The organism is Acinetobacter sp. IRS14 (assembly GCF_034650275.1).
Taxonomy (GTDB): Bacteria; Pseudomonadota; Gammaproteobacteria; order Pseudomonadales; family Moraxellaceae; genus Acinetobacter; species Acinetobacter oleivorans.
Genome location: NZ_JAOVFN010000004.1, coordinates 254406 through 278287, shown reverse-complemented (window position 1 = coordinate 278287; position 23882 = coordinate 254406). Strand labels below are relative to the sequence as shown.

Annotated in this window: 24 protein-coding genes; 14 read left to right on the top strand and 10 right to left on the bottom strand. The window is 37.6% G+C overall.

From position 1 onward, the window contains the following. Positions 1-259: 259 nt before the first annotated feature. The 3 genes from ODQ17_RS06360 to rimI all read left to right on the top strand — a co-directional run bounded on the left by ODQ17_RS06360 (position 260) and on the right by rimI (position 2822). Positions 260-1141, top strand: coding sequence for a metal-dependent hydrolase (locus ODQ17_RS06360; RefSeq protein WP_322902475.1), 882 nt, complete (start codon positions 260-262; stop codon positions 1139-1141). Positions 1142-1381: 240 nt separating this feature from the next. Continuing rightward, positions 1382-2257, top strand: coding sequence for a metal-dependent hydrolase (locus ODQ17_RS06355; protein ID WP_322902474.1), 876 nt, complete (start codon positions 1382-1384; stop codon positions 2255-2257). Positions 2258-2366: 109 nt separating this feature from the next. Then, positions 2367-2822, top strand: a complete 456-nt coding sequence (gene rimI, locus ODQ17_RS06350) for a ribosomal protein S18-alanine N-acetyltransferase (protein WP_013198774.1) — start codon at positions 2367-2369, stop codon at positions 2820-2822. Between the two features lie 41 nt (positions 2823-2863). On the opposite strand, the gene ODQ17_RS06345 is transcribed toward rimI, so the two are convergent. Beyond that, positions 2864-3679: an arginyltransferase gene (locus tag ODQ17_RS06345; RefSeq protein ID WP_322902471.1), complete on the bottom strand. Its 816-nt coding sequence runs from the start codon at positions 3677-3679 to the stop codon at positions 2864-2866. Positions 3680-3697: 18 nt separating this feature from the next. Beyond that, the gene (aat, locus tag ODQ17_RS06340; protein ID WP_322902488.1) at positions 3698-4429 is read right to left on the bottom strand and encodes a leucyl/phenylalanyl-tRNA--protein transferase; all 732 of its coding nucleotides are present in this window, start codon (positions 4427-4429) and stop codon (positions 3698-3700) included. Positions 4430-4537: 108 nt separating this feature from the next. Between aat and ODQ17_RS06335 the strand changes: the two genes are divergently transcribed. Continuing rightward, positions 4538-4837 (top strand): putative quinol monooxygenase, encoded by a 300-nt coding sequence (locus ODQ17_RS06335; protein ID WP_322902469.1) that lies wholly within the window; start codon positions 4538-4540, stop codon positions 4835-4837. 65 nt (positions 4838-4902) lie between these two features. Here ODQ17_RS06335 and trxB read toward each other — a convergent pair whose 3' ends face one another. Beyond that, the gene (gene trxB / locus ODQ17_RS06330; RefSeq protein ID WP_107881034.1) at positions 4903-5853 is read right to left on the bottom strand and encodes a thioredoxin-disulfide reductase; all 951 of its coding nucleotides are present in this window, start codon (positions 5851-5853) and stop codon (positions 4903-4905) included. Positions 5854-6122: 269 nt separating this feature from the next. Between trxB and ODQ17_RS06325 the strand changes: the two genes are divergently transcribed. Together ODQ17_RS06325 and rhtC are read left to right on the top strand one after the other, a co-directional pair. After that, on the top strand, positions 6123-9164 hold the full coding sequence (locus ODQ17_RS06325; protein WP_322902468.1) for a DNA translocase FtsK: 3042 nt from the start codon (positions 6123-6125) through the stop codon (positions 9162-9164). A 156-nt stretch (positions 9165-9320) separates the two neighbouring features. Then, complete coding sequence (gene rhtC / locus ODQ17_RS06320) at positions 9321-9941, top strand: threonine export protein RhtC (protein ID WP_322902466.1); 621 nt, start codon at positions 9321-9323, stop codon at positions 9939-9941. A 102-nt stretch (positions 9942-10043) separates the two neighbouring features. Here rhtC and ODQ17_RS06315 read toward each other — a convergent pair whose 3' ends face one another. From ODQ17_RS06315 to ODQ17_RS06285, 7 genes are all read right to left on the bottom strand, one after another. Beyond that, positions 10044-10568: a hypothetical protein gene (locus ODQ17_RS06315; protein ID WP_322902464.1), complete on the bottom strand. Its 525-nt coding sequence runs from the start codon at positions 10566-10568 to the stop codon at positions 10044-10046. 147 nt (positions 10569-10715) lie between these two features. Further along, positions 10716-11003, bottom strand: a complete 288-nt coding sequence (locus tag ODQ17_RS06310) for a PA4642 family protein (protein ID WP_003653274.1) — start codon at positions 11001-11003, stop codon at positions 10716-10718. Between the two features lie 84 nt (positions 11004-11087). Next, on the bottom strand, positions 11088-11360 hold the full coding sequence (minE, locus tag ODQ17_RS06305; RefSeq protein WP_003653273.1) for a cell division topological specificity factor MinE: 273 nt from the start codon (positions 11358-11360) through the stop codon (positions 11088-11090). 2 nt (positions 11361-11362) lie between these two features. Next, the gene (gene minD, locus ODQ17_RS06300; protein WP_004794144.1) at positions 11363-12175 is read right to left on the bottom strand and encodes a septum site-determining protein MinD; all 813 of its coding nucleotides are present in this window, start codon (positions 12173-12175) and stop codon (positions 11363-11365) included. 66 nt (positions 12176-12241) lie between these two features. Further along, positions 12242-12970, bottom strand: coding sequence for a septum site-determining protein MinC (gene minC / locus ODQ17_RS06295; protein WP_004641649.1), 729 nt, complete (start codon positions 12968-12970; stop codon positions 12242-12244). Between the two features lie 121 nt (positions 12971-13091). Then, positions 13092-14138 (bottom strand): preprotein translocase subunit SecA, encoded by a 1047-nt coding sequence (locus ODQ17_RS06290; RefSeq protein WP_322902460.1) that lies wholly within the window; start codon positions 14136-14138, stop codon positions 13092-13094. Positions 14139-14154: 16 nt separating this feature from the next. Continuing rightward, the gene (locus ODQ17_RS06285; protein WP_322902458.1) at positions 14155-15081 is read right to left on the bottom strand and encodes an acyltransferase; all 927 of its coding nucleotides are present in this window, start codon (positions 15079-15081) and stop codon (positions 14155-14157) included. Between the two features lie 245 nt (positions 15082-15326). On the opposite strand from ODQ17_RS06285, the gene ODQ17_RS06280 reads away from it, so the two are divergent. The 8 genes from ODQ17_RS06280 to ODQ17_RS06245 all read left to right on the top strand — a co-directional run bounded on the left by ODQ17_RS06280 (position 15327) and on the right by ODQ17_RS06245 (position 23796). Then, positions 15327-15980 (top strand): OmpA family protein, encoded by a 654-nt coding sequence (locus tag ODQ17_RS06280; protein ID WP_111856009.1) that lies wholly within the window; start codon positions 15327-15329, stop codon positions 15978-15980. Positions 15981-16173: 193 nt separating this feature from the next. Then, positions 16174-18213 carry a UvrD-helicase domain-containing protein gene (locus ODQ17_RS06275; protein WP_004794135.1) on the top strand — a complete coding sequence of 680 codons (2040 nt, stop codon included), beginning with the start codon at positions 16174-16176 and terminating at the stop codon, positions 18211-18213. Positions 18214-18237: 24 nt separating this feature from the next. Then, a complete protein-coding gene (dut, locus tag ODQ17_RS06270) occupies positions 18238-18690 on the top strand; it encodes a dUTP diphosphatase (RefSeq protein ID WP_003653255.1) in 453 nt (150 codons plus the stop codon). A gap of 198 nt (positions 18691-18888) precedes the next feature. Next, positions 18889-20307 carry a phosphomannomutase/phosphoglucomutase gene (locus tag ODQ17_RS06265; RefSeq protein ID WP_013198765.1) on the top strand — a complete coding sequence of 473 codons (1419 nt, stop codon included), beginning with the start codon at positions 18889-18891 and terminating at the stop codon, positions 20305-20307. 15 nt (positions 20308-20322) lie between these two features. After that, on the top strand, positions 20323-21228 hold the full coding sequence (argB, locus tag ODQ17_RS06260) for an acetylglutamate kinase (RefSeq protein WP_004794131.1): 906 nt from the start codon (positions 20323-20325) through the stop codon (positions 21226-21228). A 122-nt stretch (positions 21229-21350) separates the two neighbouring features. Further along, positions 21351-22133 (top strand): GNAT family N-acetyltransferase, encoded by a 783-nt coding sequence (locus ODQ17_RS06255; protein ID WP_004794129.1) that lies wholly within the window; start codon positions 21351-21353, stop codon positions 22131-22133. A gap of 107 nt (positions 22134-22240) precedes the next feature. Next, the gene (locus ODQ17_RS06250) at positions 22241-23089 is read left to right on the top strand and encodes a class II glutamine amidotransferase (protein ID WP_151821698.1); all 849 of its coding nucleotides are present in this window, start codon (positions 22241-22243) and stop codon (positions 23087-23089) included. Between the two features lie 251 nt (positions 23090-23340). After that, a complete protein-coding gene (locus tag ODQ17_RS06245; protein ID WP_151767741.1) occupies positions 23341-23796 on the top strand; it encodes a bacteriohemerythrin in 456 nt (151 codons plus the stop codon). Positions 23797-23882 lie beyond the last annotated feature (86 nt).

Genomic DNA, 23882 nt, shown 5'->3' with positions numbered 1-23882 from the left:
CCGTGAAGGTGGTCGTACTGTAGGTGCTGGTGTTGTTGCGAAAGTAACTGCATAATCACTTTCAGTGAAAAAAAGCGCTCTTTTTAGAGCGCTTTTTTTATATTTAATTGTCTAACAATCACTATAAAAGCTGGCCTTAACTGATATTTCAATGTCCTTATTTACCCTTAATCCTTTTTATGAAATTTGTATGATAAGAATCAAGAAAACGAACAATAAAGTTTGAGTAATTTGGATTACTTAATAAGGAGCTTTGGGTATGAATGCTAAAGTGAATATTACTAATCGCGCAGGGGCGAGCTTTCCTGTACGTCGTATGAACTTTGACTTTAATGATGTACCAGAATATTGGATGAATGGTTCTGCTGGACTCACACACTTTATGACAGCATTGTCGGCTTTGTTTCCGGCAGGTGAGAAATTCTTCATAGATAGTGTACGTGCTGTACGTTATCACCCATCTATTAAAGATGATGAAGCATTACAAAAAGAGATTAGTGCCTTCATTGGGCAAGAAGCAATGCATACTCAAGAGCATGTAAATTTTAATGCTTCTGCTCAAAAGTTTGGTCACGATGTAGAAACATTAGAGAAGTTTACCGACACAGCGATTCAAACAGCAATTAAAACTTTTGTAAAAATTGTTAAACCTTTCGGTATGACCAAAGAAATGGTTGACCTGACAGCTACAACAGCACTTGAACATTTTACGGCTACTATCGCTTCACAGTTATTAGTTAATAACCATATTCAAGAGCTTATGACAGATGAAACAATGTCAACCATGTGGTATTGGCATGCTATCGAAGAAAATGAGCATAAAGCTGTAGCTTTTGACGTGTACGAAGGTGTATTTGGTAAGGGTGTAAAAGCTTATGCCTTACGAACCAGTTCACTAGTATTTGCTATGACTTTAATCTTTTTGATTCAATCATCTTTTGTACTTCGTTTATTAAAACAAGACAATAAGTTGAATTTAAATGAACTATCAGTAATTTATAAATATGGATATAGCCCATCTAAAGGTATTATTAGTGGTATGGCTAAAGAAATGTTAGCTTACTTTAAACTTGGTTTTCATCCAAATGACTTAGATACAGTTGGTCTATTGAAAACATGGAAAGCAAAGTTAGGTTTGTAATTTAAATCTATGTTGATTTGAAAGGGCTCATGAGTAGCCCTTTTTTCTTTTTAAGTATTATTTGCTAACAATAAGTATAAGTAAATCTATGCACCTTTATGCGGTTATTAATGACCTCATCTGATATTTCTCTGTCCTCATCTGCACTTAATTGGTACATCGAAAGACGTATGATTATAAATATTAAGAAAATAAATAAAGTTATATGTGAATTAGCTATTCACTTAAAAGGAGTCTGAGATGAATGCTAAGGTAAATATTTCCAATCGTGCTGGTGCTACTTTCCCCGTGCGTCGTATGGACTTTGAATTTGCTCAGGTCCCACGCTATTGGGCGAATTATGATGCGGCATTAACACATTTTATGACAGCATTATCGGCCCTTTTCCCAGAGGGTGAGCAGTTCTTTGTAAATAGTACTCGTGCTGTTCGAAATGATCCAAAGCTTGCCGATCCAGATCTTCAAAAAGAAATCAGTGCTTTTATTGGTCAAGAAGCAATGCATTCGAAAGAGCATTTAGCATTTAATGCTTCAGCGCAGGCTTATGGTTATGATGTCCGTCATATGGAAAAGCAAACAGGAAAAGTCATTAAGATGGGTACGGCTGTTGTAACCAAGTTAATGAAACCTTTTGGCTACACCAAAGAAATGATTGATTTGACTGGAACATGTGCGCTAGAACATTTTACGTCTACGATTGCGGCTGAGCTTTTACAAAACCCTGAAATTCAGGCGATGTTCCAAGACAACACGATGTATCATTTATGGATGTGGCACGCAGTTGAAGAAAATGAACATAAAGCTGTGGCATTTGATGTGTACACAAGCATGTATGGGCAAGGTCCGAAAGCTTATTTTATGCGCTCAGCAGCTTTAATTATTGCAATGGCATTAATCTTTGCAACACAATCTTATTTTACTGCTAAGTTACTCAAGACTGATGATAAATTAACTTGGAAAGATACGAAGTACATGCTTAAGTTTATGTATGGTCGTAAAGGTTTTATGACACGTCAAATTCCAGAGTTACTTGATTTCTTAAGACCAAAATTTCATCCAAATGATTCTGATACTACAGCGCTGTTAGCAACTTGGCGTGAAAAACTAGGTCTCTAAAAAGGATGGTAAAAAAGGGCAATTTAATTGTCCTTTTTTTTTTACTCGTTTTTTCTTGTGAAGTTTTTATAATACGCATTACTTTAAAACTTTGATTGTGCTGAACCCCATGATTCGTATTATGCAAAACACTGATGTTGATATTGTTGTACAAATCGAAAAATCAGTGCAAACACACCCATGGTCAAGACAGCAATTTGTAGAATCTTTGAATTCTTATCAATGTACCGTTATTGAGTCACAAAATAGAGTCGTTGGGTTTTGTATTTTACAACCAGTATTGGATGAAGCAAATTTATTACTCATGGCAGTTGATCCTAAAATGCAAGGTCAGGGCTTAGGATATGAATTATTAAATGCATCAATTGATCAATTAAAAAATCAACCAGTACAAATATTTCTAGAAGTTCGGGAAAGTAATAAAGCCGCTATCGGTTTATATGAAAAAACAGGTTTTCACCAAATCGACCTTCGTCGCAATTATTATCCTACCCCAGAAGGGGGGCGGGAACATGCAGTCATTATGGTAAAAACCTGTACAGATGATTTTGCTTCTTTATTCTAAATTTTGATCTGATTGCTTTTCATAAGAAATTTAGATCAAAATTATTTAATAATTAAATTATTCCATTCAGAAGGTAATGTTGTCATAAGCGACGTACCTAACTGTTGAATTTCCTCGGGTGATAAGGATCTGTTTAAGCGGCGCCATTGCCCATCGAGTAAAAGTTCTAAAGGGGTGTATTGCGATTTATAATTCATTTTGGCTGAGTGCGGCACCCAATAGCCTAAATAAAGATATTCTAAACCAAGCGATTTAACGTATTCGATTTGGTTCAGAATAGAGTAAACACCCAGTGATCTACGATGTTCTTCAGGATCAAAAAAAGTATAGACCGCAGACAATCCATCATCCATTAGATCGCAAGTAGACACACTGATTAGACGGTTATCTTTCCAAAGCTCAAGAAAAAAGCTATCTGTACAACTATGTACTAAAAATTTTTCAAACTGATCTAAGCTTGGTGGGAACATATCACCATCAGCATGGCGTTCATTAATATAGCGTTCATATAAATCATAATGAATTTGAGCAGCTTGTTGAGTTGGCAAAACAGTCATGGTCAGATCTTGATTTCTTTTCCACGCTTTTTTTTGCATGCTGTTCATTTGGAAATCGGCAACTGGAACGCGACAAGATAAGCATTGTCTACATAAATGGCATTCAGGGCGATAAACGAAGTCACCGCTACGGCGAAATCCTAAACGAGAAAGTTCTGAAAGAGTGACCACATCAATCCGATGAATAGGGTCTAAAAACACCATGCGCGCCGATTTATTTTCTAGGTAGCTGCAATCATGAGGTGGAGTAATATAATACTGCAGATCATTTAAAAGGGACTTCGGGTGATATGATTTCATGATTGGTCCCTCCTGTTATCATTCCATTAATTTTGCATCTAATGCTATTGTTTTACTTGAAAATACACGTTCTTGATACTTTTTCCAATTGATAGAGGGGTGAATAATTACATCTTGTAACGATTTTAAGTATTCTTGACGAGAAAGTGTACAAGCCCCCAAGCTAATTAAGTGACTATTTACCAGTTGGCAGTCTACCCAAGGGAGCTGATTTTCTTGTCCAATCAGCATTAATGTATAAAAAGCCATTTTTGAAACATCTGTTTCATTACTAAACATTGACTCACCGAAGCATCCTTTGCCAATCGTAATGCCGTATAGACCTCCGACAAGTTCGTTTTGATCCCAGACTTCCACACTATATCCATAGCCAGCATTAAACATCTCACAATAGCCCTGAATAATATCTTCGCTAATCCAAGTTTCATCTGCATAACTTCTTGGTAAAGAACATGAGCGAATAACTTCTTCGAAGGCATGATTAACGGTAATTGTATAATCATGTTTTTTCATGTTTCTAAGGAGAGACTTGCTTGGCTTGTAATTTTGAGGATAAATCACACACCGAGGCTCAGGGCTCCACCAACAAATGGGTTCATCTTCATTGAACCACGGAAATAATCCGTGGGTGTATGCTTCATATAGAGTAGAAGGGGAGAGATCAGCTCCAATACAAATTAAACCATGACCATCCGGATCGGCTTCAATCGGGTCAGGAAAAATGAATTGAGAGAGTGGAAGTTTCTGCATAGAAAATAAAATGAAATGGAATGGTTCAAAATTAACGTAACTAAGCTTCATTGACAATTTTTATTGTTCAACTTTAGCATGCATGAACGAATAGAAAAGGTTTGCGTGATGCTAAAACTTATTGCAGAAGATTTTATTGATATTAAGAAAATTGATTTGGTTTTACCAATTTATCAAGGGCTTGTTGATAAAACGCGGTGTGAAGAGGGGTGTGTCGCGTATGATTTATATCATGATATAAAAAATTTAGGACATTTTGTTTTTATTGAGGAATGGGTAGACCAGGCAGCATTAGATCGACATGTTCAGTCTGAGCACTTTCAACGGTTAGTTCCTCAGATTGACCAATATCAGACGAGGTCAGGACGTTTTACACATTTAGACCATTTTGAAAATATAAAGAGATAAACATCATAAAACATAAAAAAAGACACCCAATCGTTTATTGGATGTCTTTTGTTGCATCGATTAAATTAAGCGAGATTATCTAGATATTTTTCAGCATCTAGAGCAGCCATACAGCCTGACCCAGCAGAAGTAATCGCTTGACGATAAATGCTGTCAGCGACGTCACCAGCAGCAAAAACACCAGCTACAGAAGTTGCTGTTGCATTACCAGAAGTACCGCTTTGTACTTGGATATAGCCATCACGTAAGTTTAATTGACCATCAAACATTCCAGTATTTGGTTTGTGGCCAATTGCAACGAATAGACCATGAACCTCTACGTCTTGCTTAGATTCATCTTGAGTTGATTTAAGGCGAACACTTGTTACACCAGTATTGTCACCCAATACTTCTTCAACTTCGTGATTCCAGATAATGCTGATTTTGCCTTCTTTTTCTTTGGCAAATAAATGATCTTGCAAAATCTTTTCAGAACGTAAGCTATCACGGCGGTGTACTAGCGTTACATGTGAAGCAATATTTGATAAATAAAGCGCTTCTTCAACAGCAGTGTTACCACCACCTACAACCATTACTTTTTGGTTTTTGTAGAAGAAACCATCACATGTTGCACATGCGCTTACGCCTTGACCCATAAAGTTTTGTTCAGACTCTAGGCCAAGATATTGAGCTGTAGCACCAGTTGCAATAATCAAAGCATCACATGTGTACTCTTCCATATCACCTTTTAGAACAAAAGGACGTACGTTTAAGTCCACTTCGTTAATATGGTCATAGACGAGTTCTGTACCAAAGCGTTCAGCATGTGCTTGCATACGATCCATTAATGCAGGACCTGTTAAACCTTCAGGATCGCCCGGCCAGTTGTCAACTTCGGTTGTTGTTGTAAGTTGCCCACCTAGTTGTAAACCTGCAATCAAAGTAGGTTTAAGGTTTGCACGTGCTGCATAGACAGCTGCACTATAGCCCGCAGGGCCAGAACCGAGAATAATTAACCGAGAATGACGAGCACTCATTGAGGGTATCCTTATTTATTTCGAGAATTTTGAAAATTATACGTGAATTTGCCGATCAATAGCGTTAAATCAATGTGGATAATATTGATCAGGTCAATCGAATTAAGTTATATAACAATATAGAAGTGCCTCATGTTAACAACAACTGTAAAGAATCATGCACCTTTTTTGTAAGAACAGGTGCATAATATAAAGTTCATTCGTTGAAGATCTAGAATGTAGTTCTTCACATCTCTAAACCAATAATTAAATGGGTTACAGGACAGTATATGACTGCGGTGTCGAGTGTTTATGCACAGCGCTTATTGATGACATTATTCTTGGTTTCTTTTGGCATTTATATGTTTCTGGCAACAGTAACATATACACCATTTGATCCGGGCTGGATGCATATTTCCAGTGATACTCAGCAAGTATCCAATGCAAGTGGTATTGCTGGCGCATGGATTGCAGATTTGCTGTTTGGTTTTTTAGGATGGGCAAGTTTGCTTATTCCAATTTTCCTTTTTATTGAAGCAATACAGGTGTGGTGGCCACGTAGTTTTTTAAACCGCCCATTTCGTTATGCTGCACAATTCTTTTTAATTTTGGTTGTGTCTAGCCTGCTTTATTTACATTGGAATGTGCCGGCAGATACTTTAGATAATGCGGCTGGGGGAATTATTGGTTACGAGTTAGGTCAAAGCCTATCTCAATTGCTAACAATTTATGGCGCGACTTTATTCTTACTCGTTTTCGGAGTGGTTTTGTTTACTCTTGCATTTGGGGTGCAATGGAGCAAAACATGGGTTACGCTCAAAGCGACACCAAGCTATTTACAAGATTTATTTTATAAAAACGTATCACCAAACGAATCGGATTATGACTTAACAACTCAGCCTGCTAACAAAGCAGCGGCAGTTAAAGTTGCACAAAACACTGAGGCCAATGCTTCAGATGAAAAAGAAGTGCCAGTTCAATCTGAAACTACTCAATCACAACCTACAGCAACACGACATGATGCGGTTGCTGAAAGGTTATTTGCAGATGTCTTAGCGAAAGAGCAGAGCCGACCTGAACCTGTAGCAGTTGAGCCAGTTGCAAATACTCAAAACTTTGAACATACGCTTGAGCAAGCCCATAAGCTTGAAAAAGATAGCCAACGTTTAGTGGCTACGGGTGAAGTGTGGCGTGCTTTACAACGTGATGATGCGAGTCATAAGCAAGAAATTGATGCACTTTTAAGAGCAGCTGATGATTCAACAGAACAAGCTCCTGCTCATGATCAATTCCAGCAAACTATTTCACAAGTTCATCAAACTCAATCTACAGCTAAACAAGACTTACATGGTCTTGACTGGAATGATGATGAAATTTTTGATGAGTTGCTTGCTGCGGTTCCAAACAGTAAAACTGCAACAGATGTGCATACACCATTTGTTCAAGATCAACATGTAGAAGCAGAACCAACTTCACAATCTGTGAATATTGCGAATGAAACATCTTCACCTTTATCAAATGTAAATCAATCACCTAAAAATTTAGCAAACGAACAAGTCTTTGAAGATTTTGATGATTTATTAATAGATGAAGATATTGCGCCCGCTGAACCTGTCAGAGCAAGTAGTTATGCGCAATCTTCAGCATTTGTAAAAGCTCCTATTCAAACGACTATTCAGGCCGATAAACTTTCAAAAGAAGAGTTTATTGAGGCATGGCAGGAAACTGCTGGGAAACCTCAAGAAAATCTTGATATTGATGAAGATGATTTCGATTTAGATGCGCCATTAACAGATGCAGCTGGTCGACCAATGTCTCGTGCAATGCAGGTTGCCAAGAAGCGTTTGGATTTACCAACTTTGCCAGGTCTTGATCTACTTGATAAGGTTGATCCGAATAAGAAAGTTAACTTCACTGAAGAGCAGCTTTCGCGTTTATCTGAATTACTTGAAATTAAGTTACAAGAATTTAATGTTAAGGCTCAAGTGGTTGAAGCTCAACCAGGACCGGTAGTTACCCGTTTTGAGTTGGATTTGGCACCAGGTGTTAAAGCATCTAAGGTAACCAATATTTCACGTGACTTAGCCCGTTCAATGTCGATGGCCTCTGTTCGTGTAGTGGAAGTAATTCCTGGTAAACCATATATTGGTATTGAAGTACCAAACAGTGCCCGTGAAATGGTGCGTTTGATTGAACTATTGGAAACGCCAACATATCGCGATCCAAGCGCATTAATCAGTATGGCGATGGGTAAAGATATTTCGGGTAATCCCGTATTAACTGATTTAGCCAAAGCCCCACACATGCTAGTTGCGGGTACAACGGGTTCTGGTAAATCGGTTGCGGTAAACTCGATGATTTTATCGATGTTGCTTAAATATACACCTGACCAGCTGCGTTTGATTTTAATCGATCCAAAACAGCTTGAACTTGCAAACTATAATGATATTCCGCATTTATTAACTCCAGTCGTTACTGACATGAAAGATGCAGTAAGCGCGTTGAACTGGTGTGTGAATGAAATGGAACGTCGTTATAAGCTGATGTCGTTCTTAAAGATTCGTAAATTAAGTGACTACAACCGTAAAGTTGAAGAAGCAATTGCGAATGGGGAAGATCTAATTGACCCAACTTGGAAACCAAGTGATTCGGCGACACAAGAACGCGCACCTCGTTTAACACCATTACCATCTATTGTGATTGTTGCGGATGAGTTTGCCGACATGATTATGCAGGTGGGTAAAAAAGCAGAAGAAATGATTACGCGTTTAGCGCAAAAATCTCGTGCTGCTGGTATTCACCTATTGCTTGCAACTCAACGTCCCTCTGTTGATGTCATTACTGGTTTGATTAAAGCCAATATTCCAACGCGTGTCGCATTGCGTGTAAACAGTAAAATTGACTCGCGTACTATCTTGGACGCAGGTGGTGCAGAAGATTTGCTCGGTCATGGTGACATGCTGTTCTTAGGGCCTGGTAAAATCGAACCTGAGCGTGTGCATGGTGCATTCATTAGCGATGATGAAGTCAACCGCATTTGTGATGCTTGGCGTGAACGTGGTGAGCCGGATTATGTCGACGAAATCTTGACTCCATTTGACGAAGAACCGACTTCACGTGGTTTTGAAGAGGGTGAGGGTGGTTCTGACCGTGATGCACTTTATGATCAATGTGTGTCATTTGTTTTAGAGACTCGTAAAGCTTCTACATCGTCACTACAGCGTAAATTTAGCCTTGGTTATAACCGTGCTGCTCGTATCATTGATCAAATGGAAGAGAATGGTATTGTGAGCGCAATGGGACCTAACGGTAAGCGAGATATTTTAGTTTAAGAACTTACCCCTAAAAAAAGCCTCTCTGGAGGCTTTTTTTATAATTTGAATAAACTGAATCTATTTATAAAATGACTTAAAGATTTTAACGTATAGTAAAAAATGCTAATGTATTTTTCCTAAATAAATAACAACGAATTAAATCTGGAGGAAAACATGTTAGTTGCGTTAATTACGTTAGCTTTTATCCATTTTTGTGCACTTATTACTCCAGGACCTGATTTTTTTCTTGTATCTCAAACAGCGATTAGTCGATCACGTAAAGACGCTATGTTAGTGGTGGGTGGTATCACAGCAGGGGTTATGTTCTGGGCTTGTTTGGCACTGATGGGATTAAATCTTATTTTTGAAAAAATGGCTTGGTTAAAGCAAGGTTTACTCATCGCCGGTGGCTTATATTTATGTTGGTTAGGCTATCAGATGTTGCGTTCGGCATTTTCAAAAAATCAGCAAGAAGATAATGTTGCTGTAGAGCTACCAAAAGCACCTTACCTATTTTTTATTAAAGGCCTGATAACCAATCTATCAAATCCTAAAGCTGTTATTTATTTTGGTAGTGTTTTCTCTTTATTTTTAGCCAACCCTCAACTTGATCAGGTTCACTGGCTGCTCTTTATTATTGTCACAGTCGAAACAATTTTATGGTTCTGCTTTGTGACATTTATTTTTTCATTGCCAAGTTTTAGATCAGCTTATCGTAATTTTTCAAGATGGATTGATGGTATTTCCGGTGGCATTTTTACCGTATTTGGTATTTTCCTCATTGGAAATCGATAAATTGAGATAAGAAAAAAGCCTCTTGAAGAGGCTTTTTAAATTACTAAATTTTAATATTTTTAAAAAATTAATAAGTTAAATTTTAGATCACTTAGGTAGGATTCATATAATAAAACTGATAAGAATCAGCAGCCACATGATAGAACCTATAATAATTAAAATGATTTGAGGTGTATTGAATTTTTCTTGCTCAATCGTTGTTTCTATTTGTTTTTGTGTATAGTTCAACGCTTTAAAGGCTGGGATTAAAAATATAATGCTGCAGAGAGAGATAAGCCAGTAAGGATCAGGTAGGCGAACCAGTAAAGATGTAATGAGATATCCTAGATACATCCAACCTGAAGAGAAGTCATGAGGATATTCTTGTTCTTTTGAATAGGTTTTTATTCGATTAAATAGTGAATATAAAAATAATATAGAAAAAATTGCACGAGCAGCGGGCATAATATTTAACTTATCTTTGATTAGAAAAAATCGCCATGCTTTAAACATCCACCAAATTTGGTATAGACTAAAAGAAATAAAGGATAGAAAGATAAACTTATTAAGGCTAATAACTTTTAAATTTTCTATATGGTTTGATTGGATAGATTGTGTTTGATTTAAATTAATAGGTTCTGGATTCATGAATTTATATTTAGAATGAAATAATGCTGATGACTTTAAGATTATTTTTTATAAAAGTAAATAATTTAGATATTTGAATGAACCACATAATCTATCTACTAAATTTTACTAAGATAGATTATGCAGTCTTATTCAAATAAAAAAAGCTTAAGCAAACTTTGCTAGAACTTCTAAAAATGGTGCCGATTGACGCGGAAATTTGGCAATCACATCATGGATGCGTTGGCCTTCAGGGTCTTTGGCATTAATATCGCGTCCGTCCGCAATAAATTGAGTCAAAAGACGTTCATAGTCTGTTGGACGCATATGTTTGAATGCATGGTAGAGCACATGAAAATCTGCGTTCACACCCGCTGGCGGAAGTTGGTTGAGGTAGGCAAAAACACGCTCATCGGACCATTCTTCATTGAAAGTTGCTGGCTGTGATAATGCCATGACAATCTCCTCAGTTTTAAAAAAGGCAAAATAACTTGCGTTATTTTGCCTTGATTCTGTTTTATTGAATAGTCAGAAATAGAATTATCGTTCTTCAGGTAAATTGATATTCATTTCTAACATTTCGATATTAGCTTCAGAGCGAACTTGCATTTGAATATGCTGTTCGCCTACACCGCTGACATAACGACTAACCACTTGCATGATTTCTTTCTTCATCTGATCAATTTTGTCTTGGCTTAAACGGCGGCCTAAACCTTGTTCAGAAGCAACAATAACTTTTAAACGATCTTTTGCAGTTTGAGCACTTGATGGCTTTTCGTCACTGCTAAATAATTTACTCCAGAATCCTGCCATATCTACGCTCCAAATAGTCGTGCTAACCAGCCTTTAGGTTGAGCTGTGATGTGTCTATAAGGACGGTCTTCACCAAGAAAGCGAGCAACCAAATCATCATAACCCTGACCAGCTTTAGTTTCTGAATACAGAATTACTGGCTTACCTTCGTTTGATGCTTGTAATACACTTGGACATTCTGGGATAACACCTAATGTCGGTACGCGTAAAATATCTTTAGAAATATCATCAATGGTCAGCATTTCCTGACGGTCTGCGCGTTCAGGGTTGAAGCGTGTAATACATAAATGTTTACGTATACGTCCTTCGTTTTGTTCAACCTTTTTGGTTTTGCTATCTAACATACCAATAATACGGTCAGAGTCACGTACTGAAGAGATTTCAGGGTTTGTTACAATGATTGCTTCATCTGCATGATACATGGCTAAAATTGCACCACGTTCAATACCAGCAGGTGAGTCACAAATGATGTAATCAAATTCTTGAGATAGCTCATCAATAACACGAGCAACACCATCGTCGCTCAACGCATCTTTATCACGTGTTTGTGAAGCTGGTAAAATATAAAGGTTTTCGATATCTTTATCGCGAATAAGGGCTTGCTGCAGACGTGCTTCGTTGTTAATAACATTGACAAAATCATAAACAACACGACGCTCACAACCCATAATTAAATCAAGGTTACGTAAGCCTACATCAAAATCAATCACAACAGTTTTATGACCACGAAGGGCTAAACCTGTTGCAAAAGATGCGCTCGTTGTAGTTTTACCTACACCACCTTTGCCTGATGTTACGACAACAATTTTGGCCACCGAATCCACTCCTATTATGGTCATTCACCCTTAAAAGGGCTGTTTTTTGGTGATTTGCTTAATAAACTAAAGTTCAATCGCTTCAAATTCAAGCTCTTGCTTTTCATTTAAATAAATATGTACTGGTTTTTTTACCACATGTTTAGGGATATCATCTGCGACACAATACGTTCCGGCAATGGAAACGAGCTCAGCCTCTAAAGATTGGCAAAAAATGCGTGCAGCTGCGTGCCCGCCCGCACCAGCAATGACTCTACCACGAACTGTGCCATAAATATGTATATTTCCTGATGCAATCACTTCAGAACCACTATTCATGCCAGCTTTTAAAATAATATCGCCGTTATCTTGTACGAGGGATTGGCCTGTACGTAAAATTTCATCATGATAAGAGGTAATATGAGCAACCGCTATCTTGTTTAGTGGTTTTTTTGTTTCTGCTGAAGACGATGCAGGAGCGGTAGCAGGTTTTTCTACAATAGCGACTTGTTCTGTTGTGGCTTTAATACGCTGTAATGGTTGATCTGCCGGTAAAACAGGGAATTGAATAGCGCGAGCTTCATCTCCCAAAATACCATCGATTACCGCCATAGGCTGTAGACCCAAGCTCACCAGAAGTTGAATTAATGCAATTAACTCTTGCTCAACCGTACTATCAATAATTACTAAAGTTCCTTGATAGGAACCTTCATTTAATATATTTGATAATTGCTGGCGGATCACATCATGATCATTGGTATCGAAGGTTATCCTGCTAAAGTTAACCATTCTGCCGGTAATCCGGATATCAGCCATAAGTCTTCCTTCAAGGCGTTAAAACGAGCTGTAATATCGTTAAGTTTATTGTAAATAGAGCAAATGCTAGAACAAATCGTGCCAATTCTCTAGCGTGTTTAATAAAAAATTAAGTAAATGCTTATTCTTTGATTCGATCATACTCCGCAAGCGTTTGTTGCCATTGTTTGACCTTGACCTGTTTTCGTACAGACTCCAGTGTCTCGAACACGACAGATTCAACCAATTGCTCAAGCTGACGATTATTAATATTTATTTCACTCACTTTTTGAGAAATTAATTGATAAGTAGAATTCGGACTGTTTGGTGATCCCTCAATTAAAGGTTCAATTAAACCTGCACTAATATTTTCACCTAATCTTTGGCCAATACTCTGAATTTGCTGTTCAATACGACCACCGACTAAAGGAATTAAGCGTAATAATTGGGTTAGCTCAGGCGTATCTACTATGGCCTGATCTACAATTTTCCCAACGCCTTTTGTAATTGCCGGTTTTTGTTCTTTTAAAGCAGTCGCTAAAGACTCTTGTAATAATACTGTTAGGGTAGCAGTAAATTGCTCACGATGATGATTAACCAAGTCGTGAATAATCTGTTTATGGCTAGAACTGGTTTGAAGTTCATATCTAATGCCATCAATCACAGTAATAACAACACGATCGGAAAGTTCTTCCATGACAACGCGATAGTAAAATAATCCAGTCTTTCGCCAGCTTTCCGGAATAACTCGATAGCCCATTTCGTGTAAACGATAAGCAATAATCCCAGCTCGGAACAAACGTAGAAAACGAAGCTGAGGAATAATGGCTAAAATTTCATACCAGTGAATAAAAGGGAAAAAGAACCAACGTTTATGGTGTTTATTGATGATCGCAATGCTCCAGCGCACGAGCAGCTCAACAATTAAAAAGCCAATAAACCAAGCTTCTGATGTGATCACCCACGGGTGTAATGAATTACGGTAAAAGCTCAATATCTGGGGCAAATGAATGTGTTCAAAGAACCATGCCCCAATACTGCTCATTAAAAAGAAATTAGTCGCAAGACAGAACAGGTTAAAAATAATAATAAACACCATAAAGATGTCATAGATCAAAAACAGCTTAAAGGAAAGGCTGTTTGGATCTACATGATGATATTTCGTTTTTTTCCCAGCGCTGTTTTGCATAATAACGGATGCTTTCTTAAATATTTGTAGAGGTATATTGAGATTTCATTTGCTCAATAAGTTGATCTTTTTCGGTCCAGATTTCATGCACCCATTGTTGGAAACGTTCACGGTAAACCGCATCATCTTCATAGTTTCCACCAAGAACCCAGTCTGGAATTTCAATTTTACGCAAATTTACTGCAATTCTTGAAACATCACCGAGCCAGAAATCGCTATATCCTGGAACACCATTTGGATAGACAATTGTCATATCAACTAAGGCATCAATTTTGTCACCCAAAATATTCAAGGCAAGTGCCAAGCCACCTGCTTTGGGTTTAAGCAAATGCTTATATGGCGATTTTTGCTGGTCATGTTTTTCTTGAGTAAAACGAGTACCTTCTAAATAATTCAATAATGTGAAGGGCTGGCTTAAAAGCTGCTCGCAGGCTTTACGTGCTTCCATCATGTCACGATCTTTGAGCTCAGGATTCTTTGCAACCTGTTCTTTGGTGTGACGTTTCATCATCGGGAAGCCAAGAATTTTAAAAGCTTGTCCAACGAAAGGAATAAAGATGAGTTCCCATTTGGTAAAAAAGCGGGTGAGTGGCATACGGGTTAAACCAAAATATTGATTCACCGTTGTATCAACCCAACTTTGGTGGTTACACGTCATGAGATAACGACCTTGCATATTTAGGTTAAGTCCCTCATCAATCGTGATATCCCATTTTAGATTTGGTAAAACATGGTCAATTAACCAATTGTTTACCCCTAACCAGCTGTTTGTAATTTGAATATTGGTTTCATCTATTTTAGATGATTTTTTTAAAAGCTTGGTCAGACCTAGTGCAAGAACAGGTGGACCATGAAAAAACGTACTTCCTGTAATGACTGTACCTACAGTGAGTCCACGTGTAATTTTTTTTAGCGCAGATTGCTTATTGGGTGCAGTTGACATATGAATGACCCCGAATGTCTAAAATCCATAGAAAAGTTGTTCAACTATAACTGTCATAATATGAAATACAACGATATCTTAGACAACAATGAAGAAATTGTGATGAGGTAGCATCTTAAAGTGCATCAAAATATTACAAAAACATAACTAAACTGTTTATTATTAACAAAATATCAATGTTTTATACTTCCTTTTTGTTTCATTATTCACTCAACAACAAAACACTCAAAGTGAGGAGGCATGCAATGCGTGCATTAGTTATTTCAACAGTGGTAGGGGCAGCAGTAGTACTTTCTGGTTGTCAAACAACAGGTAACAACCTTGGTGGCGTTGAATACGATAAAGCCGCATTAGGTACATTAATCGGTGCAGCAGCTGGTTACGGTATTTCTAAATCAAGTGCAAACTCTAGCCGTCAAAACAACCGTGCTGCAGCAATTGGTGCAGTTCTTGGTGGCGCTAGTGGTTTATACCTTGACCAAAAAGAGAAAAAATTACGTCAACAAATGGCGGGTACTGGTGTAGACGTTAACCGTAATCCAGATGGTTCTGTTCAATTAGTTATGCCTGGTAGCATTACTTTTGATACAAACAAATCAAACATCAAGCCAAACTTCTACTCAACTTTAAACAAAGTTGCTCAAACTTTGGCTGAAGATAACAAGAGTGCAATTCTTGTAACAGGTTATACTGATAACACTGGTAATGATTCAATTAACATTCCATTATCACAAGCACGCGCTCAATCAGTACGTAGTTATTTAGCTAGCCAAGGCGTATCTGCTAGCCGTATCGACGCGCAAGGTTTTGGTTCATCTAACCCAATCGCAGATAACTCAACTGCAACTGGCCGTGAACAAAACCGTCGTGTAGAAATCAGCATTTATGCTAAACAATAAGATTTAGTTTATTGTTTCAAAAACCACCTTCGGGTGGTTTTTTTATGGGTGCAGTACAAGAAATAATCACGACATTCTGCGGCGCATAAATTGCATTATTAGACATCATTTATACATATCCATAGATTTACTATTGGGATTCTAAAACAGAGATGACTATAATCATGCTCGAAAAATTAAGAGGTAATACACGATGTCATCTGCCAGTCAATTGAACAACAAGCAAGAAGAAGCCATGAAATATACTCAGGGCCCTTTATTGGTGCTTGCTGGCGCTGGTTCAGGTAAAACATCGGTAATTACGCGTAAAATTGCCTATTTGGTGCAGCATTGCCGTATTCCAGCGCATCGTATAACCGCGATGACCTTCACAAACAAAGCTGCCCGTGAAATGAAAGAGCGTGTGACCAAGCTTTTGTCACGTGAAGAATCAAAAGGTTTATCTGTCTCGACTTTCCATACTTTTGGTTTAAACCTTTTACGTTTAGAACTTAAAAATTTACCTTTAAAAGCTAATTTTTCGATTTTAGATGCAGACGACTGTAAACGTATTTTGATGGATTTGATGCATCGTGACAATTTGTCAGGTGCAGAGAGTAAAGAATTAATTGCTAAAGCAATGAAGAAAATTTCAGATTGGAAAAATGATCTGATCGTGCCAGAGCAAGCACATTCAACTTGTGAAACACCTGAAGATGTACAGTTTGCTCATCTTTATCAACTTTATGAACGTAATTTACGTGCTTACAATGCAGTCGATTTTGATGACCTCATTGTTATGCCAACACGTTTACTGCAAGAAAATGCAGAAGTACGAGATAAATGGCAAAACCGTGTTCGCTATTTATTGGTCGATGAATATCAAGATACCAACACCGCACAATATATTTTAGTGAAACTGTTGGTTGGTGTAATGGGGCAGTTCACCGCGGTAGGTGATGACGACCAATCGATTTACGCATGGCGTGGAGCCAAGCCTGAAAATATGGCTTTGCTTAAGCAGGATTTCCCAAATTTACAAATTATTAAACTTGAGCAGAACTATCGTTCAACGAGCCGTATTTTAAAAGCAGCGAACTGTGTTATTCAAAATAACCCGCATATTTTTGATAAGAAATTGTGGAGTGATAAAGGGCATGGTGAAGTCATCAGAATTATTACCTGTCGTAATGATGACGATGAAGCAGAGCGCGTGGTCAAAGACCTACTTACTCATAAGCTCATGAACGGTAAAAACTGGAAAGATTATGCCGTTTTATATCGTGGTAACTTTCAGGCGCGTGTATTAGAAACACAGCTTCGCCAAATGCAAATTCCGTATAAACTCTCTGGCGGTACATCGTTCTTCGCTCGTGCAGAAATTAAAGACGTGATGAGTTATTTGCGTCTTATTATTAACCCAGAAGATGACAGTGCTTTCTTACGTATTATTAATACGCCTAAACGCGCGATTGGCCCAGTTACTCTTGAGAAGTTAGGTTTATTCTCACAAGAAAATAATTTGTCTTTACTTGGTGCTTCTGCTGACCAACGTTTAAGTATGGTGCTTCCTAAAAAGGCAGAAACTCAGCTTCATGAGTTTGCTGACTTTATCGCGACATTTACGCGTGAATTGTTGGAAGACGATGAACCTGTGCCTAAAGTTCGTCAAATGATGAACGAAGCGGGTTATATGGATTACGTTCGTGAACAGTCTGCAACACCTGCACAAGAGAAAAGTAAGCTCGATAACATTGAGAATTTATTTACCAGTATTCAAAACCTCATTAACCGTGCAGAAGACGTTGATGAAAAGAATATTGAAAGTGTCATTCGAAAACTGGTTCTGCTTGACCTTTTAGAACAGCAGCAGGAAGAAGAAGATACAGACAAAGTTAACTTACTGACTCTACATGCTGCAAAAGGTTTGGAATTCCCATATGTGTACATTATGGGACTCGAAGAAGAACTATTGCCGCATAAAAACTCGATTGCAGCAGAAACCATTGAGGAAGAACGCCGTCTCATGTACGTGGGAATTACCCGTGCACGCCAAGGTTTAACGTTAACACTGGCAGAACAGCGTAAAAATGGTGGACAGATGAAACAGATGACGCCTAGCCGTTTCCTTGATGAGCTTCCGCAAGATGAGCTTGAGTGGTTAGGGCGTAAAAAGAAAATTGCGGCTAATGTTGATCCTAAAGAACAGGCTCAACAATATCTGGCAAATTTAAAAGCTTTATTAAAGCGTTAATTTTTTTAATTTTTAGGAAATCCCATGAAAGTTCAAGTGAAATTGCTCGATCCGCGTTTAGGTAAAGAATGGCCTTTACCTTCATATGCAACAGCAGGTTCAGCGGGTTTAGATTTACGTGCCTGCGTCGATGAAGCAATTGATATTGAACCAGGACAAACTGTTTTAGTTAAAACAGGTATGGCAATTTATATTCATGATGTAAATTTTGCTGGTTTAATTTTACCGCGTTCAGGTTTAGGTCATAAACACGGTATCGTGCTTGGCAACTTAGTTGGTTTGATCGATTCAGATTACCAAGGTGAATTGATGGTTTCAGTTTGGAATCGTGGTCAAACAACATTCCGTTTAGAACCAGGTGAGCGCTTGGCACAATATGTTTTAGTGCCAGTCGTACAAGCTGAATTTGAGCAAGTAGAAGAATTTGAAGAAACTTTACGTGGTGCTGGTGGCTTTGGTCACACAGGTAAACAATAAGTTTTTTAAAATGTTAACGAAAATCAAACGCCTGTTGAACAGGCGTTTCTTTTTATATCTTGAATGTTACAATGGATTATATTACAACACGCTTTACTCATATTCTTTTAACTTTTTTAGCAAACAAACCTTTCAAAAATTTTGAATAATCTATGTTTTTGCGATAGATCGGATTGATCTTTAAATAGAAGATACGCTATGAATGTAAGACACTCATTTCCAAAAAGTATTTTTCGTGCTTACGATATTAGAGGCAAACTTTCTTACTTAACCGCGGACGTTGTTCGTTCGATTGCCTACGGATTGGCACAACAATACAAACAAGCAGAACAAACTCAATTAGTGATTGGCTATGATGCCCGTCTCACAAGTCCAGCCTATGCACAATTAATTGAAGAGATTTTAATAGAACAAGGTTTAAACGTTACCAACATTGGCTGTTGTTCATCACCAATGATGTATTACATTGCGAGAGATTTTGGTGGCAATGGCATTATGGTGACTGCAAGCCATAATCCAAAATCGGATAATGGTATTAAGTGGATTTTAAAAGGTGAACCTCCATCTCCAGAAATGATTCAGCAGGTGGGTGACGAAGCTCAAAATTATGTACCAGCTCATTCCATTTCTGTACTTGAGTTAACATTACCTCAATTTAAAGCTGAATTTTGCCAGAAATACCAGCAAGCCATTTTTAAAGATATTCAATTAAAACGTCCTTTAAAAGTTATTTTAGATGGTTTACATGGCTCTGCTGGGCACTGCTCAAAATTAATATTGGAAAAAATGGGCTGTGAAGTCATTGCTTTACGAACCCATCCGAATGGAGAGTTTCCAGATCATGCACCAGACCCTTCGCATGCAGCTCATTTAACTCATTTGCGTAAAGCAGTGGTTGAGCAGCAGGCAGATATTGGCATTGCTCTGGATGGTGATGGAGACCGTGTCGTTTTAGTCGATGAAAAAGCCCAGATATTGACAGCAGACCGTTTATTATCACTTTTTGCGCAAATGTGTTTAGAACAACACCCTGAGCAAGAAATTGTTTTTGACGTGAAATGTTCACGCATGGTTCAAAAAACGGTTGAACAACTTGGCGGAAAAGCAAAAATGATCCGCACGGGAAGTAGCTTCTTAAGAGCTTATTTATCTCAGTCAAATGGACGCGCCATTTTTGGTGGAGAATATGCGGGCCACTACGTTTTTAATGATGGGCGTGGTTTCGGATACGACGATGGTCTATATGCTGCATTACGTGTAATGGAATATTTTACACAATCGAGTGCGACAACAATTTCTGAATTGTTTGCTCCTTATCCAGAAAGATGTTGTACAGAAGATACCTATATTGGTACGTATCAGTCTGATCCAAAGTATGTATTACAAGATATTGAAATTTTAAGTCATCGTTTAGGTGCCCGCATCAGTAAAATCGATGGCGTACGTCTTGATTTTGATGATGGTTTTGGCATTATTCGAGCATCAAATACTGGTGAATATTTTACAGTAAGATTTGATGCAGATAATCCTTTACGATTAAAGGAAATCCAGCAAAAATTTGTAGATATGTTGCAAGAGCACTATCCGCAAATTGCACAAGAACTTTCAGAGGCCTAAGTAAGGAGAGGCGTAATGCCCCAACATCAGCATATCGGTGTCGACAAAGCAAAAATCTTGATTGAAGCTTTGCCGTATATTCAACGTTTTACTGGTAAAACGCTGGTGGTGAAATACGGTGGCAACGCGATGACTGATCCGGAGCTCGAAAGTTCATTTGCTCGCGATATCGTTTTACTTAAAACTGTCGGGTTAAATCCGATTGTTGTTCACGGTGGTGGACCACAAGTAGACTCATTTTTAAAGCAGTTAGGCCGCGAGTCTGACCGTATTGACGGTATGCGTGTAACTGATGCTGCAACCATGGAAGTGGTTGAAATGGTATTAGGTGGTAGCGTAAATAAATCAATTGTTAACCTGATTAATAAACATGGTGGCCGTGCAATTGGTTTAACAGGTAAAGATGGTAATTTACTTCGTGCCCGTAAATTACTTATGGAAAAGCAAGAAGAAGACGGTTCTATCAAACATATCGACTTGGGTATGGTTGGTGAAGTAACAGGCGTTAAAACCGATGTATTGGAAATGTTCACTCAAAGTGACTTTATTCCAGTGATTGCGCCATTAGGTGTGGATGAAGAAGGCAATACTTATAATATTAATGCTGATTTAGTTGCAGGTAAGGTTGCAGAAGCACTAGGCGCTGAAAAGTTGATTTTGCTTACCAATATTACTGGTGTGCTTGATGAAAATAAAAATTTGTTAACTGGTCTTACTACGCAAGAAGTTGATCGCCTCATTGAAACAGGCGTGATCTATGGCGGTATGATTCCTAAAGTAGGTTGTGCACTTGATGCTGTCAAAGGTGGTGTTGTGAGCGCACATATTGTTGATGGTCGCGTACCACATGCAACATTGCTTGAAATCTTCACTGATCATGGAGTGGGTACACTCATTTCTAATCGCACTAAAACAGCTTAAGAAATCCATTATTCTCAATAAAAAGATCACCCTAGGTGGTCTTTTTTTATACCATTTTAATTTGGTCATTTTTTTGTCATGAGCTTTGACTAGTGTAAGGGGTGTCACTAGGAGCGTTCATTATGCTGGAAAAATTTAATCAATATCGCCAAACCTGGACTTTACCTTTAAATCGTCATAAAGCAATAAATCAGACACAATTTCGTTTTGAATGGGTTGATAATTTAAAAGAATTACAAGATGTACAGCGGTTTCGTGCACAACAATTTAGCCAACAATTTGGAATTCATTTTGAAGATAACTTAGACCAAGACATTTATGATTTTGGTTGTGAGCATGCAGTCTTACGTGAAAAATGGACTGGAGAGATTGTTGCATATACCCGTTTAAAACTATTTCAAGGTCATGAGATTGCGCAAAGCTACAGCGCACATGAGTTTGATATTGTTCCTCAGTTATCACATCTTCCTAATGTATTAGAAATAGGGCGTACCTGTGTCCATCCTCGCTTTCGTAATGGTAAAGCATTATCGACACTGTGGTTGAATCTTGCACCGAAAGTGCTATGGTCAATGCGCGCTAAATATTTAATGGGCTGTGTCAGTATTCATCTACAAGATAATTTGGCTAGAGCGTACTACACGCATCGCCAGATTCAGCAATTATCTGAAAGTAAAACCATTGATATCCGTTCGAAGAAAATCTACGAACCTGAATATCCTGAGTTTAGCTTTCCACAAGATGAGCGTATGCCGAAACTGTTCCAAATGTATTTGAGCATGCAATCAAAACTATCGAAACAGGCTTTTTTTGATGAAGAGTTTAACTGTCTAGATTATTTTGTATTTCTGGAAGTGAATAAAGTGGCGACTTCATTTGTCATGAATAAAATGGGTCAGCGTTAATCATATGTTCTATTTTCTAATAGCCAGCACATATTGAGATTTGCAAGCAATTTTACTCTCATGCACAATAGAGCAGATGGGGTAATTAGAAGTAGTTTAAAAGCGATATGTGCCAGCTATTAGGAATGAATTGTGCAACACCAACGGATATTACTTTTTCTTTCCGTGGTTTTTCACAGCGTGCAGGAATTACCTCAGACCATAGTGATGGATTTGGTATTGCATTTTTCGAAGATAAAGCTTGCCGTTTATTTGTCGATAACCAGTCGGCAGTTGAATCTCCAATTGCCGATCTTATCCGTAATTATCCTATTAAATCACGTAATGTGATCGCTCATATTCGTAAAGCGACTCAAGGTAAAATCACTTTAGAAAATTCTCATCCCTTTATTCGAGAGTTGTGGGGGCGTCATTGGATTTTCGCCCATAATGGTGATTTACATGACTTTGATCCGCCACTGAGTGGACGTTTTACGCCGGTGGGCAATACAGACAGTGAACGCGCATTTTGTTATTTGCTAGATCAACTCGTTGAAGCTTTTGGCTATGAAGAACCAAGCCTTGAACAGATATTTGAAGTATTAGAAAAAATTTCGCCACAAATTGCTGAGTATGGCACATTTAATTATTGCTTATCGAATGGCAAGGCATTATTTAGTTATGCGATTACTAAATTACATTGGTTGGTTCGAGAATATCCATTTAATCAGGCTCATTTAATCGATTTAGATGTTGAAGTTGATTTTAGTCAGGTAACAACCCCTGAAGATCGTGTGGCAGTAATAACAACTGAACCTTTAACACATAATGAAAATTGGACAGCTTATCAACCCGGTGAAATGATTTTATTTCAACATGGTGAGCCAATTAAAAAAGCAATTACTTATGTAGAGAGATTAAAGCGTGAGCAGGAAAATCCTGAACTTAAGCGTATTACTCGTGCAGATCAATATTAATATAAAGTATATTTAAAATATATAAATAGAAATATCTTTATATATTAAACGTTTAATAATAAAGTATTTTGTTTAAAAAATACTTTATTATTTTAGTTGGTTAAAATTTTAAAAAATAAATAAAAACAATAATTTATGTTTAATATGTTTTTTATATGATAAACCCGACAAAATAGCTTTGTTTTTATTTATATTCTTTAAATATATCATGAGGTTTATGCAACAGTCATTGAACATCATTGGGGAGATGTATGAAAATGAAATGGGCTTCAGAATATAATACGGGTATTGATGTTATTGATGAGCAACATAAACGAATACTTGATTATATTAATGAAATTGATGATGTAAAAGATGATGCAGATAGACGTCGAATTAAAGATGTTTTAGATAATATTATTGATTACACGCAATCACATTTTACTTTCGAAGAAAGTTTGCAAGAGGAAGCCGATTATAAATATCGTGTACCACATAAACGTGTACATGACTTGTTTATTAAAAAAATAGAGTTATATCGTGAGCGTTTTGAAATGGGACATACTGTTGAAAAAGAGCTACAAGAAATTTTAGCAAAATGGTTAATTAACCATATTCAACATGATGATGCCGATTATGTGGGGGCTGTAAAAGAAAATATGATGGGAATTATTAGAGAAAAAGAAAAGAAGAAAGGGAAAAACTGGTTTGCTCGGTTTTTCGCATAACTTAAATAACAAAACTTATAATTTTAGTTAGCGCAGCAAACTATCGTTTCGGTAGTTTGCTTTTTTTATTGAGCAAGCTTTGATTT

What these genes read in the sequence shown, in the direction of transcription:
- rhtC (WP_322902466.1), top strand. Translation starts at nt 9,321, where the DNA reads ATGTTAGTTGCGTTAATTACGTTAGCTTTTATCCATTTTTGTGCACTT.
- ODQ17_RS06360 (WP_322902475.1), top strand. Translation starts at nt 260, where the DNA reads ATGAATGCTAAAGTGAATATTACTAATCGCGCAGGGGCGAGCTTTCCT.
- ODQ17_RS06290 (WP_322902460.1), bottom strand. Translation starts at nt 14,138, where the DNA reads ATGCAAAACAGCGCTGGGAAAAAAACGAAATATCATCATGTAGATCCA.
- ODQ17_RS06275 (WP_004794135.1), top strand. Translation starts at nt 16,174, where the DNA reads ATGTCATCTGCCAGTCAATTGAACAACAAGCAAGAAGAAGCCATGAAA.
- ODQ17_RS06355 (WP_322902474.1), top strand. Translation starts at nt 1,382, where the DNA reads ATGAATGCTAAGGTAAATATTTCCAATCGTGCTGGTGCTACTTTCCCC.
- ODQ17_RS06250 (WP_151821698.1), top strand. Translation starts at nt 22,241, where the DNA reads ATGTGCCAGCTATTAGGAATGAATTGTGCAACACCAACGGATATTACT.
- ODQ17_RS06345 (WP_322902471.1), bottom strand. Translation starts at nt 3,679, where the DNA reads ATGAAATCATATCACCCGAAGTCCCTTTTAAATGATCTGCAGTATTAT.
- ODQ17_RS06285 (WP_322902458.1), bottom strand. Translation starts at nt 15,081, where the DNA reads ATGTCAACTGCACCCAATAAGCAATCTGCGCTAAAAAAAATTACACGT.
- argB (WP_004794131.1), top strand. Translation starts at nt 20,323, where the DNA reads ATGCCCCAACATCAGCATATCGGTGTCGACAAAGCAAAAATCTTGATT.
- minC (WP_004641649.1), bottom strand. Translation starts at nt 12,970, where the DNA reads ATGGCTGATATCCGGATTACCGGCAGAATGGTTAACTTTAGCAGGATA.
- ODQ17_RS06265 (WP_013198765.1), top strand. Translation starts at nt 18,889, where the DNA reads ATGAATGTAAGACACTCATTTCCAAAAAGTATTTTTCGTGCTTACGAT.
- trxB (WP_107881034.1), bottom strand. Translation starts at nt 5,853, where the DNA reads ATGAGTGCTCGTCATTCTCGGTTAATTATTCTCGGTTCTGGCCCTGCG.
- ODQ17_RS06315 (WP_322902464.1), bottom strand. Translation starts at nt 10,568, where the DNA reads ATGAATCCAGAACCTATTAATTTAAATCAAACACAATCTATCCAATCA.
- dut (WP_003653255.1), top strand. Translation starts at nt 18,238, where the DNA reads ATGAAAGTTCAAGTGAAATTGCTCGATCCGCGTTTAGGTAAAGAATGG.
- ODQ17_RS06245 (WP_151767741.1), top strand. Translation starts at nt 23,341, where the DNA reads ATGAAAATGAAATGGGCTTCAGAATATAATACGGGTATTGATGTTATT.
- minE (WP_003653273.1), bottom strand. Translation starts at nt 11,360, where the DNA reads ATGGCAGGATTCTGGAGTAAATTATTTAGCAGTGACGAAAAGCCATCA.
- ODQ17_RS06255 (WP_004794129.1), top strand. Translation starts at nt 21,351, where the DNA reads ATGCTGGAAAAATTTAATCAATATCGCCAAACCTGGACTTTACCTTTA.
- ODQ17_RS06310 (WP_003653274.1), bottom strand. Translation starts at nt 11,003, where the DNA reads ATGGCATTATCACAGCCAGCAACTTTCAATGAAGAATGGTCCGATGAG.
- ODQ17_RS06325 (WP_322902468.1), top strand. Translation starts at nt 6,123, where the DNA reads ATGACTGCGGTGTCGAGTGTTTATGCACAGCGCTTATTGATGACATTA.
- aat (WP_322902488.1), bottom strand. Translation starts at nt 4,429, where the DNA reads ATGCAGAAACTTCCACTCTCTCAATTCATTTTTCCTGACCCGATTGAA.
- rimI (WP_013198774.1), top strand. Translation starts at nt 2,367, where the DNA reads ATGATTCGTATTATGCAAAACACTGATGTTGATATTGTTGTACAAATC.
- ODQ17_RS06280 (WP_111856009.1), top strand. Translation starts at nt 15,327, where the DNA reads ATGCGTGCATTAGTTATTTCAACAGTGGTAGGGGCAGCAGTAGTACTT.
- ODQ17_RS06335 (WP_322902469.1), top strand. Translation starts at nt 4,538, where the DNA reads ATGCTAAAACTTATTGCAGAAGATTTTATTGATATTAAGAAAATTGAT.